Source organism: Acinetobacter sp. YH12108, assembly GCF_013419055.1.
GTDB lineage: Bacteria > Pseudomonadota > Gammaproteobacteria > Pseudomonadales > Moraxellaceae > Acinetobacter.
Map to the genome: position 1 here is coordinate 36603 of NZ_VPAW01000015.1, position 14893 is coordinate 51495.

Consider the following 14893-nt stretch of genomic DNA (forward strand, 5'->3'; position numbering starts at 1 on the left):
TTCGCACCTCTTGAATGAAAGGATTTTATTTATGTCTGCTAAACAACTCGAACAAGCAGCTCAAGCAACTAAAACTGCATTTGTGTTCCCAGGTCAGGGTTCACAAAAAGTCGGCATGCTCGCTGAACTTGCAGAACAGTTTAGTGGTATCCGCGATACATTTGCTGAAGCATCTGAAGCGGTGGGTTTTGATCTGTGGCAGATTGCACAGACGGGTGAAGGTCTGGATCAAACCGAATTTACTCAACCGGTACTATTAACAGCATCCATCGCATTATGGCGTGTATGGTTAGAGCTGGGTGGGGTAGCACCAAAATATATGGCGGGCCATTCACTCGGTGAATACAGCGCGTTAGTTGCAGCGGGTGCTTTAAGTCTGGGTGATGCAGTCAAGCTGGTGAACCTGCGTGGTAAGTTGATGCAAACTGCTGTACCTCAAGGCGTAGGTGCAATGGCAGCGATTCTGGGTCTGGATGATGCCAAAGTGATCGAGCTTTGTGCACAAGCAACAGCAGCAGGCGAAGGTTCAGTTGAAGCAGCCAACTATAATGCTCAGGGGCAAGTCGTAGTTGCCGGTAATAAAGAACGTGTAGAAGCCGTGATGGCACTGGCGAAAGAAAATGGCGGTAAAGCGATTGCACTGCCAGTTTCAGTTCCTTCACATTGTTCACTGATGAAACCTGCCGCTGAGCAGTTCGCAACAGCTTTGGAACAAACTGCCATTGAGATGCCACGCATACCTGTATTACAAAATGTAGGCGCAAAAGCAGCTGCGGACGTGAGTGAGCTTCGTCAGGCTTTGACTGAGCAGCTGTATGAGTCAGTACAATGGACTAAAACACTACAATTCCTTCAAGATGAAGGCGTTGAGTACATTGTAGAATGTGGCCCAGGTAATGTACTGGCCAATATGGCAAAACGTTTACCGAATATCGAAAAAGCACTTCCATTAGATACTCAATCTCGTCTGGAAGATGCGTTGAACACCGTATTGGTGGCAGAAGGGAAAATTGCATGACACAGGAACGTAAAGTTGCCTTGGTGACAGGTGCAAGCCGCGGCATTGGTGCTGCAATTGCACAACAATTAATTCAAGACGGTTATTTTGTCGTAGGTACTGCGACTTCTGAAGCGGGTGCTGAAAAATTATCTGCACAATTTGCTGAAAATGGTGCCGGTAAAGTTTTAGATGTACGTGATGGTGCTGCGATTGATGCGCTGGTCAGCGATATTGAGCAAAACTATGGCCCGGTGCTGGTACTGGTGAATAATGCCGGTATTACCAAAGACAACCTGTTATTGCGTATGTCGGAAGACGACTGGGATGATATTTTGAATATCCATCTGAAAGCCGTTTATCGTTTATCGAAACGTGTGCTGAAAGGTATGACCAAGGCGCGTTTCGGCCGTATCATTAATATCAGTTCTGTGGTGGCGCATTTTGCTAACCCAGGTCAGGCGAACTATTCAGCTGCCAAAGCAGGTATTGAGGCATTTGGTCGCAGTCTGGCTAAAGAAATGGGTAGTCGTCAGATTACTGTCAATGCTGTTGCACCAGGCTTTATCGCGACTGAAATGACTGAACAGTTAAGTGAAGAAATTCGCAAGAAAATGAGTGATCAAGTGGCTTTAAACCGTTTAGGTGATCCACAAGATATCGCGAATGCCGTAAGTTTCCTGGCATCGGACAAAGCCAGTTACATTACAGGTACAGTCATTCACGTTAATGGTGGTTTATACATGAGCTAAACGGCACATGTATTAACTTTCCAAATTTTATAGATTCAATTAAACTAACGGCATTAAAAACGCCACAAGCAATGAGGAGAATTCCTGTGAGCGATATCGAACAACGCGTTAAACAAGCGGTTGCAGAACAACTTGGTATTAAAGTCGAAGAGATTAAAAACGAAGCATCTTTCATGGATGACTTAGGTGCTGACTCTCTAGACCTAGTTGAACTTGTTATGTCTTTCGAAAATGACTTCGACATCACTATTCCTGATGAAGATTCTAACGAAATCACAACTGTTCAATCTGCTATTGACTATGTTACTAAAAAACTTGGTTAATACTGATTTTCAGCTTTGCTGAACCTAAAGACCACCGCAAGGTGGTTTTTTTGTGCCTGTAGAATAGATATAGGGTGATTTTACAATCGATAACCTTTTGCTTACCAATGACTAACTTTGTATCTGCTGCTTTCCTTGTACAAATAAGAATGATCTGATGAATAACAAGAATGGAGTCCACTATGGGTCTTTTTGATTTTGTAAAAGGCATTGGTAAAAAGAACACTGCAGCTGCGGAGCCACAACAAACACCGGCAGCAACTCAACAGGCACCTGCCGCTGCACCTAAAGCAGCATCGGCTGAACCTTCTGCACAGGAAATAGCGAACAAATTATTAGGCCATGTTAAAAGCCTAGGACTGCCAATTACAGGATTGTCGATCAGCTATAACTCAACCTCAGATCTGGCAACCGTACGCGGACAGGTACAAAGTCAGGCGGATCGTGAAAAGATTATTTTAGCGGTAGGAAATGTTGATCATGTCGCTAAAGTGGATGACCAGCTGACTGTAGCGAATCCGGAACCTGAAAGTAAGTTCTATACGGTTAAATCGGGTGATACCTTATCTAAAATTTCCAAAGAATTTTATGGTGATGCCAACCAGTACAACAAGATTTTCGAGGCAAATCGCCCTTTACTGAAAAATGCGGATGATATTTTCCCGGGTCAGGTACTACGTATTCCTGCCTAGTTTTAAATAATCATCAATATAAATAATAAAATTTTATTTTAAACTTATCTGATTCAGATAAACGGTTCACAACAAAGCCCCTTATGGGGTTTTGTTGTGTCTACCACTTGAACTCGGGTCAGAATTAGATTCCTACATCCAGATATGAACTTTCCTTTACTTCTTCCATCACCACATAACTATGTGAGGAAGCAGAAGAGGGGAGCTTTTTTAATAAATCCCCAAGCAGACGCCGGTAAGCACTCATTTCCTTTAGGCGGGCTTTCACTAGGTAATCAAAATCTCCCGAAATCAGATGACATTCCAGCACTTCAGGAATTTCACTTAAGTCACGCGCGACCTGTTCAAATACATCACCGGATTTGGCAGAAAGTTTGATTTCCAGAAACACTAACAGGTTCTTTTCCAGCTTTTCCGGATTGAGCCGGGCATGGTAACCCATGATGATTCCATCGCGTTCTAGCCGCTTCACTCGCTCGGAACAGGGTGTGGTGGAGAGGTTGACTCGGGAGGCGAGTTCACTGATTGCAATGCGCCCATCGCGCTGCAGGATATCTAAAATCATGCGATCAATGCGGTCTAATTTACGCATCTATTATTCCCTTAATTTTTAAAAATGACGCGAAAAATCTAGTGAATTTGCTGAATATATCAGTTTAAAACAGTGAAATTCACTATTGATCCAAAAATATACTGGTGAAATAAACTATAAATGTCATTGAGGGTAATGTCATGCGCGTAATTGTATTAGGTGGTGGTGTCATTGGTGTAACAAGTGCCTACTATCTTGCGCAGCAGGGAGCAGAAGTGACTGTCCTTGACCGTCAGGCAGGTCCAGCTGAAGAAACCAGTTTTGGTAATGCAGGCCAGATTTCTCCTGGTTATTCGACACCGTGGGCAGCACCTGGCATTCCATTTAAAGCAGTGAAGTGGATGTTTCAGCATCATGCACCATTGGCGATTAATGTCGATGGTAGTCTGTGGCAGTTACAGTGGATGGCTCAGATGCTGAAAAACTGTAATGCCCAGCATTATGCAGTGAATAAAGAACGTATGGTGCGGGTCGCTGAATATAGCCGTGACTGTTTACGTAATCTACGTCGTGATATCGGCATTTCTTATGAAAACCGTTCTAAAGGAACCTTGCAGATTTTTCGTAAGGAAGCACAGCTCGATGCAGTGCAACGTGATATCGAAGTGCTGAAAGAAACCGGCGTGGATTTTGAATTGCTGGATCGTGAACAGCTAGCCAAAGTTGAACCGGCACTGGCTGAAGCTAAAGATAAACTGGTGGGCGGTTTACATCTGCCCAATGATGAAACCGGTGATTGCTACCTGTTCACCAATGTGCTGGCCAATTATGCCAAAGGCATGGGCGTGCAGTTCAAGTTTAACCAGCATGTTGAAAAACTGCTATTTGAAGGCGACCAGATCAAAGGTGTACTGGTCAATGGTCAGGTGTTGACCGCAGATAGATATGTACTGGCTTTCGGCAGCTATTCCCGTGATTTTCTGAAGCCGTTACATTTGGATCTGCCGGTATATCCAGTCAAAGGTTATTCATTGACTATTCCAATTGTGGATCAGACTCATGCACCACAATCGACTGTGCTGGATGAAACTTACAAGATTGCATTGACTCGTTTTGATCAGCGCATCCGTGTCGGTGGTATGGCAGAGCTAACAGGCTTTAATTTGGGCCTGAATGAGGATCGCCGTGCAACCTTGGAAATGGTCACTCGTGACCTGTTCCCGGGTGGTGACATGGCGCAGGCCAGTTTCTGGACCGGCTTACGTCCAATGACTCCAGATAGCACACCAATTATTGGACCAACACGCTTTAATAACCTGTTCCTAAATACTGGACACGGTACCCTAGGTTGGACCATGGCCTGTGGTTCAGGAAAGCTGATCAGTGATCTGGTACTGGGTCAAGCACCTGAGATTAGTACTGAAGGCTTGTCGCTGAATCGTTATCAGCAGGTTGCTTAAGCTTTTAAGGATTATCAGTTTCAGGGAAGAAATTTATGCCACGTCCAATACACGCGGTGATTCATCAACAGGCATTGCAACATAACCTGCAAGTTGCACGTTCCTGCGCACCTCAAAGCCAGGTCTTTGCAGTGGTTAAAGCTGATGCCTATGGGCACGGTATTGAGCGGGTTTATCCCGCATTAAAAAGTGCTGATGGTTTTGCCTTTCTAGATCTTACTGAAGGAAAGCGTTTGCGTGCCTTAGGCTGTGACAAACCCTTATTGTTACTGGAAGGCATTTTTGGCCTTGAAGATTTATTCGACTGCGCCAAGTACGGGATAAGTTTTGCAATTCATGCCCAGCATCAACTGGAATGGTTAAAAACCTTTGTCGACTTACAACCAGACGTACAGTTTGATGTCTTTTTAAAAATGAATAGCGGAATGAACCGACTGGGTTTTTTACCTGAGCAGTATCGTGTCGCTTTTCAGGAATTAAAAAATATTAAGCAAGTATGCTCCATCAGTCATATGACACATTTTTCCGATGCGGATGGCATGCGCCTTGGACAGGAAGGTATTGAACATCAACAGCTGGTCTTTACCGAAACCATTCAAAATCTGCCGGGCAAAACTTCACTCAGTAATAGTGCTGCCATTCTGCGTCATCATCAGCATATACAGTCAGACATTGTACGTAGCGGCATCATGCTTTACGGCAGCTCACCTGACTATCCCGCCCATACGATTGATCACTGGAACTTAAAGCCGACCATGAGTTTGCGTAGCGAACTGATCGCAATTCAGCAGGTTCGGGCAGGAGACAGCATCGGTTATGGCTCTACTTTTATAGTTGAGCAGGATATGCAGATTGGAATTGTGGCCTGTGGTTATGCGGATGGTTATCAGCGAATCACACAAACTGGAACACCAGTTTTGGTAGATGGGATTCGAACCCAAACGGTCGGTCGCGTCAGTATGGATATGCTGGCGGTTGATCTAGGTTCTGTACCTGATGCGCAGATTGGTAGCGAAGTTGTGCTGTGGGGACAATCCATTCACGGCACAGTATTACCGATTGATGAAGTGGCCGCGGGTTCAGGTACGGTTGGCTATGAGCTGATGTGTGCCATCACCCAACGTGTGCTTGTACAGATTGAAAGCTAAAGATTAAACAAATACTAGAAATAAGAGAGGATAAAATTATGACGGAACATGCACATATTCAGCGTTTGAACAGTAATCAGGTCATGAGTGCTGTCATCATTCACAATCAAACCGTGTATTTATCAGGGCAGGTGCCGGACAGCACTAGTCTAGATATTCGTGGTCAAACGCGTGAAGTGCTCATGAAGATTGATCAACTCCTTAAACTGGCAGGTACAGACAAAAGCCGTCTGTTATCTGCACAGCTCTTTGTTAAAAACCTGGAAGACTTTCAAACCGTCAATGCGCTCTGGATTGAATGGCTCGAGGGATGTGGTACACCAGCACGCGCAACCATTCAGGCGGATCTGGTGAATCCCGCCTGGTTAATTGAAATTGCAGTGATTGCAGCGCTCCCTTAAGTTGTTTCAGATTTTTATATCTCCCAACTTGATTTTGTAAGCACATCTGGCCTGATCATTTAATCCATTAAATGAAACTGCATCTGCAATCAGGATTTCAGGAAGAAATCCGATCAGATAAGCGAAGGCTTGATGTGAAAAAGGAACCGAATATGAATACAGCCTCTTCTAAAGATGATGCATCATCATCTCCCCATGAATTACAACGTAAGCTCTCTAACCGCCATTTGCAGTTAATTGCCATTGGTGGTGCCATTGGTACAGGCCTGTTTATGGGTTCTGGTAAAACGATTGCACTGGCAGGGCCTTCAATCTTGTTTATCTACATGATTATTGGAGCCATGTTCTTTTTCCTGATGCGTGCATTAGGGGAAATCCTGTTATCCAATTTGCACTATAAATCCTTCATTGATATGGCGCATGACCTGATTGGTCCGGGGGCTGGCTATTATATTGGCTGGTCGTACTGGCTGGGCTGGATTCTGGTCGGTATTGCCGACTTAGCGGCAATTATCAATTATCTGAATTTCTGGCTGCCACCCGATATGGCTTTTACACCCATGGGACAGGCCATGATCAGTGCGGGCTGTGTATTGCTGGTACTGGGAATTAACCTGCTGACCGTGAAGCTGTTTGGTGAAATCGAGTTTTGGTTCGCCCTGATTAAAATTCTGGCGATTCTGGGCCTGATTGTGATTGGCGGATATATGATCTTCAGCGACTTCCAGGCACCAAGTGGATCGGCTGCCAGCCTGACCAATGTCTGGGCCTATGATGGTATGTTCCCTAAGGGCACAATGGGCTTTCTGGCTGGTTTTCAGATTGCGATGTTTGCTTTTGTAGGGGTAGAGTTGCTGGGTACGATGGCGGCTGAAACCAAGGATCCGGAAAAGAACTTGCCTAAAGCAGTGAATGCGATTCCTACGCGAATCATCCTGTTCTATGTATTGTCTCTGCTGGTGATTATGTCTGTAACACCGTGGGTAGAAATTCCTGCTGATCAAAGCCCTTTCGTGACCCTTTTCCTGCATGCGGGTATTCCAGTGTCAGCCATTATCATGAATCTGGTGGTGCTGTCTTCTGTGATGTCCTCCATGAATAGTGGCGTGTTCTCTACCAGCCGGATGCTGTTTGGTCTGGCACGTGATGGTCAGGCACCTCAGGCTTTGGCTGAGCTTTCAAGTCGCGCAGTTCCGGCTAAAGGTCTGTTATTTTCTTGTGCCTTTATTATGGCAGGTGCAGCTTTCCAGTACTTTGTACCGAACACGATGGAAGCCTTTACGCTGGCCAGCTCACTCTGTGTGATTCTGTTTATCAGTATCTGGGGGCTGATTATGGTGTGTTATATCCGTTACCGTAAACAGCAACCTGAAAAACATGCCACTTCGACCTTCAAAATGCCGGGCGGAATCTGGATGTCCTATCTGGTGCTGATCTTCTTGTTCTTTGCCTTAGTTATTTTAAGTCTGGAAGCAGATACCATGAAAGCACTGATGATTAGTCCGCTGTGGTTGGTGATTTTGTTCGCTACCTATCATACTTTGTATAAACCACGTCTTCGTAAATGTCAGCAAATTCTCTCCGGAGAATAAAGTGCAGACATAAAAAATCCCCGATCAATCGGGGATTTTTTATTTTAGGGAATTTTAGAAAGTAGGTTTTACCACCACTAAAATCACCACAGCAAATAAAATCAGCGTTGGCATTTCATTAAAGAAGCGCCAGAACTTGTGTGACTTGTAATGGGCATTTTCCATCAGTTTCTTACGATAATAACCACATACCAAATGGTAAATGACTAGCAAGCCAACCAAGCCGACTTTCAGATAGAACCATAAGGCTTCATGGTAATGACGCGTTGCATCACCCCAATCGACTAGAAAGTGTGCTGTGATCAGCGTGGCGACCATAGCTGGCCACATAATCCCGCGATACAGCTTGCGTTCCATAATTTCAAAGCGTTGATGACTTACGACATCTTCGCTCATGGCATGGTAGACATAAAGCCGTGGCAGATAGAACAATGCAGCAAACCAGCAAACCACAGCAATAATATGTAATGCTTTTACCCACAAGAAAGCATCAGAAGGAGCATCCATCAAGTCACCCTAAAATGGGCGGCTTAGCCTTCCCATTTTTTGAAAACGAGACAAGCATTTACGCCGCCGAAACCGAAACTGTTACTCATCACAGTATTCAATTTTGCGTCACGTTTTTCAAGTACGATATCAAATGGTTTTGCGCCTTCATCCAGTTCAGTCACATTGATGTTTGGTGCAATAAAGTCATTTTGCATCATCAGGATAGAGTAGATCGCTTCCTGTACACCTGCAGCACCCAGGCTGTGACCTGTCATAGATTTAGTCGAGCTGAGTGGAGGAACCTGACCTTCACCGAAGGCACGTGCCATAGCTTTAAGTTCAGTAACATCACCTGCTGGGGTAGAAGTACCATGTGTATTCACATAGTCAATTTTATCTACACCATGCTGTTTGGCTTCTTCTAGAGCCATCAGGATACAACGTGTTGCACCTTCGCCAGATGGAGCAACCATGTCAGCACCATCAGAGTTGGCTGCATAAGCCACAACTTCAGCCAGAATATTCGCGCCACGTGCCTGAGCATGTTCTAAAGACTCAAGCACCACGAAACCGCCACCACCAGCAATCACGAAACCGTCACGGTCTGCTGAATATGGACGAGAAGCTGTTTCAGGTGTGTCGTTGTATTTAGAGCACAGTGCACCCATCGCATCAAACAGCAGGCTTTGAGACCAGTGATCTTCTTCACCACCACCGGCAAGCATTAAATCCTGTTTACCCAGTTGGATCAGGTTATAAGCATAACCAATTGCATCGGCAGAAGTTGCACAAGCGCTAGTAATCGAGTGTGCAATCCCTTGTAATTTAAATGCGACACCGACGTTTGCTGTAATGGTATTCGACATGTTGCGTGGTACGAAGAATGGACCAACTTTGCGTGCGCCTTTTTCTTCCAGCAATTTTGTCATTTCTACTACAGAAGCTGTCGAGTTGCCACCTGAACCACCGGCAATACCATAACGTGGATTATTCGCCAGGTCTTCCTGCTTTAAACCTGCGTGCTCAACGGCAGCCACAGCGGCGTTGTAGGCATACATTGCACAAACGCCCATAAAGCGTTTCAGCTTGCGGTCAATACCATCAAAATCCTGTTCAGCAGCAGCGCTCACATGGCTCTTGAAATTCAGTTCAGCATAAGTCGGATTAAAACGTGTTCCTGAAATCCCGTTTTGTAAAGAGTGATTCACATCCTCTAATGTATTACCAATGCACGAGTTAATACCCATACCAGTGATGACAACACGTTTCATCTACAGATCCTTATAGTTTATCTCTGGGGCAGCGGGAGATATTTAGCGTTGATAAGACAGCAAAATATAGCGCTAACCCCTATTTCACAATGCAGAACATCATAGCAGAAAGATTTTTGAAATCTTATGGCAAATGTTATGCCGTGTGACAGTAGGTTGAGTTTATAAAGTACTGTGTAGAGCTTTTACTAAATGAAACAGAATAAGGTTGAGATAAATGCTGACTACACCTAGTATTTATACCAAATACAAGCACGTGCATGCTGAGGTAAAAAATGGTAAATGCTAATAATAAACAATCTAATGGTCTGATTTCGAATGCCTTTGGAGTGGCGAAAAAGTTCAGTTCAACAGGTTTGGAGCTGTTAAATCATGTTGCACCAGATTCTGTGACTAAAACCTTCAATACCGATCATGCTGTTGATGGCTCGGCAAAAGTCAAAAGCCCTTTTGCTTCAAAAAAATATGAAAATCCCAAAGACATGCTACGCGAACATCTTCCAAATGTTTCCCGTCAGCTGCTGGGCCGTCGTTTTAATACCGTGAATAATGTCGCGCATTTTGTTTCTCCCCAGCTGGCCGACAAAGTATCTGATTACTTTTATAATCACCTGAATCAGTTCAGCAACCAGATGAGTTCGGTTGATGCCATTCTGAATGAAGCAGGGGCGAAGGATCTAGAAGAATTAACTCAGGATACTACGCGTTCTCAACGCATTTCTCAGGCATTTGCTGAACAAAATAAATGGATGGCGACAGTACAAGGTGCGGTAAGTGGTGTCACTGGGGTATTGGGAACTGCGATTGATATTCCAGCTTCTTTACTGATGGCACTGCGTACCATCTATCAAGTGGGACGTTCTTATGGTTTTGATTTGAGCAAGGAAGACGATCAGGAAATCGTACAGCATATCTTTAGACAGATTGATCTCAGTCTGATTGCAGAAAAACAAGCACTCTTGATGGGGCTTAAAGCGCTGAGCAGTACTTTAAAGACACATGACCTTTCCCAGTTGCAGACTATGCTTGGATCAAGCAACGATATAGAAGCACTGAAAAAATGGCTCAGTAATCAGGATGGCAGCATGAAGTGGGAATGGATGAACCATTTTCCGAAACTGTCTTTATTAGAGCAGCTAACCAAACTGACTCCATTGGCAAGTGCAGGGATTAGTGCAGTCTATAGCCATCGCTTTGTGAATGATGTGAACCAGAAAGCTCAAGAAGTATTCTCGCATGCTCGTCAGTATTTGCAGCAGCATCAGGATCTAGGTTTGTCGCCATATGCTGCCTATGAAAAAGCAGTTGACCTGCTCCAGCAGGCGACCCCGAAGCTGATGGAAAATCTTGATCATTCAGCCGCTGATAAAGATAAGCCAATTCTGGATAAAGAAATCCCAATTGAAGGCAATCAAACCATCAAGCAAGTCAAACTGGTTAAGAAAGAGCGGGAAAGCTTGAGCCCGGAAGAAGCTGAAGTGAAAAAAGATGAAAAGGTCAGTGAAGGTCTGGATGAATTGACCGATAAACTGGTTGAACATGCCGACGCTAGACAGGAACAAAAACCGGCTATTCCAAAAGATTCTTTTGATGCAGATGCAGCCCTAGAAGAAGAGCTCGGCTTGCAGGAAAATGACACAGAAATGTTACAGGCAGCCGCTGAAGAAGAGACGGATACAAACAATCCAGAAAACTCCGAGACTGCAGACAAACAAACGCAAGCTGAGGAAACTACGGAAGATGTTACAAAAAATGCTGCCACGAAATCGAAAAAATGAATGATTTTCACCATAAAATAAACGCTTAAAGTCGAGATGCGATCGTGTTTTGCCTGACTCCGGCATATTGACCGATTTTGCATCTTGACATACAATTGCATGCCCTCAAAAAGTAGTATTTTTTTGGGGCTTTTTATTAACGGGAGAATTGCCACATGGCAACAACAAATCAGTTGATCCGTAAGGGTCGTACGACTTTAGTTGAAAAATCTAAAGTTCCTGCGTTGAAGGCTTGTCCACAGCGCCGTGGTGTTTGTACACGTGTTTACACAACTACACCTAAAAAACCTAACTCAGCAATGCGTAAAGTTTGCCGTGTTCGCTTAACTTCAGGTTTCGAAGTTTCTAGCTACATCGGTGGTGAAGGCCATAACCTGCAAGAGCACAGTGTTGTTCTTATCCGTGGTGGTCGTGTTAAAGACTTACCAGGTGTACGTTACCATACCGTTCGTGGTTCTTTAGACTGTGCTGGTGTTAAAGATCGTAACCAAGCTCGTTCTAAATACGGTACTAAACGTCCTAAGAAATAATCTTTCGAGATTAAGCTCTTAGTTCGCTAGAACTGCAATCCTTTATCGTCTCGCTTGTCTGATTTCTGCATTTAATTTTGTGAAAATTCAAGCGACGTGTAGTAAGGCCAGCGAATGCACACGACACTTTGTGCTACTGCTGGATTAACCTGAAGTGTCATATTTATAGGTAGTTTTAAAATGCCAAGACGTCGCGTAGTCGCTGCTCGTGAAATCCTTCCGGATCCTAAGTTCAGCAGCCAAACAATCGCTAAATTCATGAACCACGTAATGCAAGATGGTAAAAAATCTATTGCTGAAAGTATCGTTTACGGTGCTTTAGACCGCGTTCAAGAAAAATCTAAAGTAGACCCAGTTGAATTTTTCGAGACTACTCTTGAAAAAGTTCGTCCTATGGTCGAAGTAAAAGCACGCCGTGTTGGTGGTGCTACATACCAGGTACCTATGGAAGTGCGCCCATCCCGTCGTACTGCCTTGGCTATGCGTTGGTTAGTAGATGCTGCTGCTAAGCGTTCTGAAAAAACTATGGCTTTACGTCTTGCTGGCGAGTTGCTTGATGCAGCTGAAGGTAAAGGCGCAGCGGTTAAAAAACGTGAAGATGTGCACCGTATGGCTGAAGCCAACAAAGCCTTCTCTCACTATCGCTTCTAAGCGGTTAAAACAGGACCTAATCAGGAGGGTGATGAATTTAGTTGTCACTAGTTTGTCATCAAAGCGCTTTAAGCTGCCCAGCAGCTTAAAGCGTCCTGTTTTAAACAACAAAATTTAGGAATGCAAGAAATCATGGCTCGTCAAACCCCAATTTCTCGTTACCGTAACATTGGTATCTCAGCGCACATTGACGCTGGTAAAACAACGACTTCTGAACGTATTTTGTTCTACACAGGTGAGAGCCACAAACTAGGTGAAACTCACGAAGGTTCGGCAACTACGGACTGGATGGAACAAGAGCAAGAACGTGGTATTACCATTACTTCAGCAGCTGTAACATGCTTCTGGAAAGGTATGGGCAACCAGTTCGAACAACACCGTATTAACGTTATTGACACCCCAGGACACGTTGACTTCACAATCGAAGTTGAGCGTTCTATGCGTGTTCTTGACGGTGCGTGTATGGTTTACTGTGCTGTAGGTGGTGTACAACCTCAGTCTGAAACTGTATGGCGTCAAGCGAACAAATATAAAGTGCCTCGTATTGCGTTCGTGAACAAAATGGACCGTACTGGTGCGAACTTCTTCCGTGCGGTTGAACAAATGAAAACTCGCTTGGGTGCTAACCCAGTGCCAATCGTTGTTCCAATCGGTGCTGAAGAAAACTTCCAAGGTGTTGTTGACCTTATCGAAATGAAAGCGATTATCTGGGATGAAGCATCTCAAGGTATGAAGTTCGAATATGGCGACATCCCAGCTGACCTAGTTGATACTGCTAATGAATGGCGTACAAACATGGTTGAAGCAGCTGCGGAAGCATCTGAAGAGCTTATGGACAAATACCTTGAAGAAGGTGATTTGACGAAAGAAGAAATCGTAGCTGGTTTACGTACGCGTACGCTTGCAAACGAAATTCAACCGATGATGTGTGGTTCGGCGTTCAAAAACAAAGGTGTTCAACGTATGTTGGACGCAGTAATTGAATTCCTTCCAGCGCCGACTGACGTTGAAGCAATCAAAGGTATCTTAGACGACAAAGACGAAACTGAAGGTTCTCGTGAAGCGTCTGACGATGCTCCGTTCTCTGCGCTTGCGTTCAAAATCATGAACGACAAATTCGTAGGTAACTTAACGTTCGTACGTGTTTATTCAGGTGTTCTGAAAGCGGGTAGCCCGGTTTATAACCCAGTAAAAATGAAACGTGAGCGTATCGGCCGTATCGTACAGATGCACGCAAATGACCGTCACGACATCGAAGAAATTCGTGCGGGCGACATCGCGGCATGTGTAGGTCTTAAAGATACAACGACTGGTGATACATTATGTGATGAAAACCACGTAATTACACTAGAGCGTATGGAATTCCCAGAGCCAGTAATTGCACTTGCAGTTGAGCCTAAAACTAAAGCTGACCAAGAAAAAATGTCAGTTGCTTTAGGTCGTTTGGCGAAAGAAGATCCATCGTTCCGCGTACGTACTGACGAAGAATCTGGTCAAACAATTATTGCTGGTATGGGTGAGCTTCACCTTGACATCATCGTTGACCGTATGAAACGTGAGTTCAACGTTGAAGCAAACATTGGTAAACCAATGGTTGCTTACCGTGAAACGATCAAAAAATCTGTTGAACAAGAAGGTAAATTCGTTCGTCAAACAGGTGGTAAAGGTAAATTTGGTCACGTATACGTACGTCTTGAGCCAATGGACCCTGAATCTGGTAAAGACTACGAGTTCGCTGAAGAAGTTGTCGGCGGTGTAGTACCGAAAGAATTCTTCGGTGCGGTTGACAAAGGTATCCAAGAACGTATGAAGAATGGTGTCCTTGCTGGTTACCCAGTAGTTGGCATCAAAGCGACATTGTTCGACGGTTCTTACCATGATGTCGACTCTGACGAATTATCGTTCAAAATGGCGGGTTCTTATGCCTTCCGTGACGGTTTCATGAAAGCAGATCCTGTTCTTCTTGAACCAATCATGAAAGTTGAAGTAGAAACTCCAGAAGACTACATGGGCGATATCATGGGTGACTTAAACCGTCGTCGTGGTATGGTTCAAGGTATGGACGATCTTCCTGGCGGTACTAAAGCAATCCGTGCTGAAGTTCCACTTTCTGAGATGTTTGGTTACGCAACTCACATGCGTTCTATGTCTCAAGGTCGTGCGACTTACTCTATGGAATTTGCTAAATATGCTGAAACTCCACGTAACGTGGCTGAAGGCATCATTGCTAAGTTCCAAGCTGGCGGCAAAAAAGGTGACGACGAGTAATCTTTCGAT

General features: G+C 44.5%; 15 protein-coding genes. 12 read left to right on the forward strand and 3 right to left on the reverse strand.

Going from position 1 to position 14893, the window contains the following annotated elements; genetic code table 11:
- Nucleotides 1-31 precede the first annotated feature (31 nt).
- The 4 genes from fabD (at nucleotide 32) to lysM (ending at nucleotide 2764) form a co-directional block, all read left to right on the forward strand.
- Complete coding sequence (fabD, locus tag FTU46_RS10735; protein WP_034701605.1) at nucleotides 32-1018, forward strand: ACP S-malonyltransferase; 987 nt, start codon at nucleotides 32-34, stop codon at nucleotides 1016-1018.
- Nucleotides 1015-1749, forward strand: coding sequence for a 3-oxoacyl-ACP reductase FabG (gene fabG, locus FTU46_RS10740; RefSeq protein WP_180104953.1), 735 nt, complete (start codon nucleotides 1015-1017; stop codon nucleotides 1747-1749). The genes fabD and fabG overlap by 4 nt, the downstream gene beginning before the upstream one ends.
- Nucleotides 1750-1835: 86 nt before the next feature.
- The gene (gene acpP, locus FTU46_RS10745; RefSeq protein ID WP_004783299.1) at nucleotides 1836-2072 is read left to right on the forward strand and encodes an acyl carrier protein; all 237 of its coding nucleotides are present in this window, start codon (nucleotides 1836-1838) and stop codon (nucleotides 2070-2072) included.
- 182 nt (nucleotides 2073-2254) lie between these two features.
- The gene (gene lysM, locus FTU46_RS10750) at nucleotides 2255-2764 is read left to right on the forward strand and encodes a peptidoglycan-binding protein LysM (RefSeq protein ID WP_004783297.1); all 510 of its coding nucleotides are present in this window, start codon (nucleotides 2255-2257) and stop codon (nucleotides 2762-2764) included.
- A gap of 124 nt (nucleotides 2765-2888) precedes the next feature.
- Here the strand turns inward: lysM and FTU46_RS10755 are convergent, their stop codons facing one another.
- Complete coding sequence (locus FTU46_RS10755; RefSeq protein WP_004783295.1) at nucleotides 2889-3356, reverse strand: Lrp/AsnC ligand binding domain-containing protein; 468 nt, start codon at nucleotides 3354-3356, stop codon at nucleotides 2889-2891.
- Between the two features lie 140 nt (nucleotides 3357-3496).
- Here FTU46_RS10755 and FTU46_RS10760 point away from each other — a divergent pair, with 140 nt between their 5' ends.
- From FTU46_RS10760 to FTU46_RS10775, 4 genes are all read left to right on the forward strand, one after another.
- Nucleotides 3497-4756 carry a D-amino acid dehydrogenase gene (locus tag FTU46_RS10760; RefSeq protein WP_180104954.1) on the forward strand — a complete coding sequence of 420 codons (1260 nt, stop codon included), beginning with the start codon at nucleotides 3497-3499 and terminating at the stop codon, nucleotides 4754-4756.
- 35 nt (nucleotides 4757-4791) lie between these two features.
- Entirely contained in the window at nucleotides 4792-5904 is a 1113-nt protein-coding gene (gene alr / locus FTU46_RS10765) for an alanine racemase (RefSeq protein ID WP_180104955.1), read from the forward strand.
- 38 nt (nucleotides 5905-5942) lie between these two features.
- Nucleotides 5943-6305, forward strand: a complete 363-nt coding sequence (locus FTU46_RS10770; protein WP_180104956.1) for a RidA family protein — start codon at nucleotides 5943-5945, stop codon at nucleotides 6303-6305.
- A gap of 152 nt (nucleotides 6306-6457) precedes the next feature.
- A complete protein-coding gene (locus tag FTU46_RS10775; protein ID WP_180002411.1) occupies nucleotides 6458-7897 on the forward strand; it encodes an amino acid permease in 1440 nt (479 codons plus the stop codon).
- A 54-nt stretch (nucleotides 7898-7951) separates the two neighbouring features.
- Here the strand turns inward: FTU46_RS10775 and FTU46_RS10780 are convergent, their stop codons facing one another.
- Together FTU46_RS10780 and FTU46_RS10785 are read right to left on the reverse strand one after the other, a co-directional pair.
- A complete protein-coding gene (locus FTU46_RS10780; RefSeq protein WP_004783286.1) occupies nucleotides 7952-8404 on the reverse strand; it encodes a CopD family protein in 453 nt (150 codons plus the stop codon).
- A 23-nt stretch (nucleotides 8405-8427) separates the two neighbouring features.
- Nucleotides 8428-9657, reverse strand: coding sequence for a beta-ketoacyl synthase N-terminal-like domain-containing protein (locus FTU46_RS10785; protein WP_005234293.1), 1230 nt, complete (start codon nucleotides 9655-9657; stop codon nucleotides 8428-8430).
- Nucleotides 9658-9932: 275 nt separating this feature from the next.
- Here FTU46_RS10785 and FTU46_RS10790 point away from each other — a divergent pair, with 275 nt between their 5' ends.
- The 4 genes from FTU46_RS10790 (at nucleotide 9933) to fusA (ending at nucleotide 14884) form a co-directional block, all read left to right on the forward strand.
- A complete protein-coding gene (locus FTU46_RS10790) occupies nucleotides 9933-11435 on the forward strand; it encodes an EcsC family protein (RefSeq protein WP_180104957.1) in 1503 nt (500 codons plus the stop codon).
- A 155-nt stretch (nucleotides 11436-11590) separates the two neighbouring features.
- Nucleotides 11591-11965 (forward strand): 30S ribosomal protein S12, encoded by a 375-nt coding sequence (gene rpsL, locus FTU46_RS10795; RefSeq protein WP_004783283.1) that lies wholly within the window; start codon nucleotides 11591-11593, stop codon nucleotides 11963-11965.
- Nucleotides 11966-12145: 180 nt separating this feature from the next.
- Nucleotides 12146-12616, forward strand: a complete 471-nt coding sequence (rpsG, locus tag FTU46_RS10800) for a 30S ribosomal protein S7 (protein ID WP_004783282.1) — start codon at nucleotides 12146-12148, stop codon at nucleotides 12614-12616.
- A gap of 132 nt (nucleotides 12617-12748) precedes the next feature.
- On the forward strand, nucleotides 12749-14884 hold the full coding sequence (fusA, locus tag FTU46_RS10805; protein WP_180104958.1) for an elongation factor G: 2136 nt from the start codon (nucleotides 12749-12751) through the stop codon (nucleotides 14882-14884).
- Nucleotides 14885-14893 lie beyond the last annotated feature (9 nt).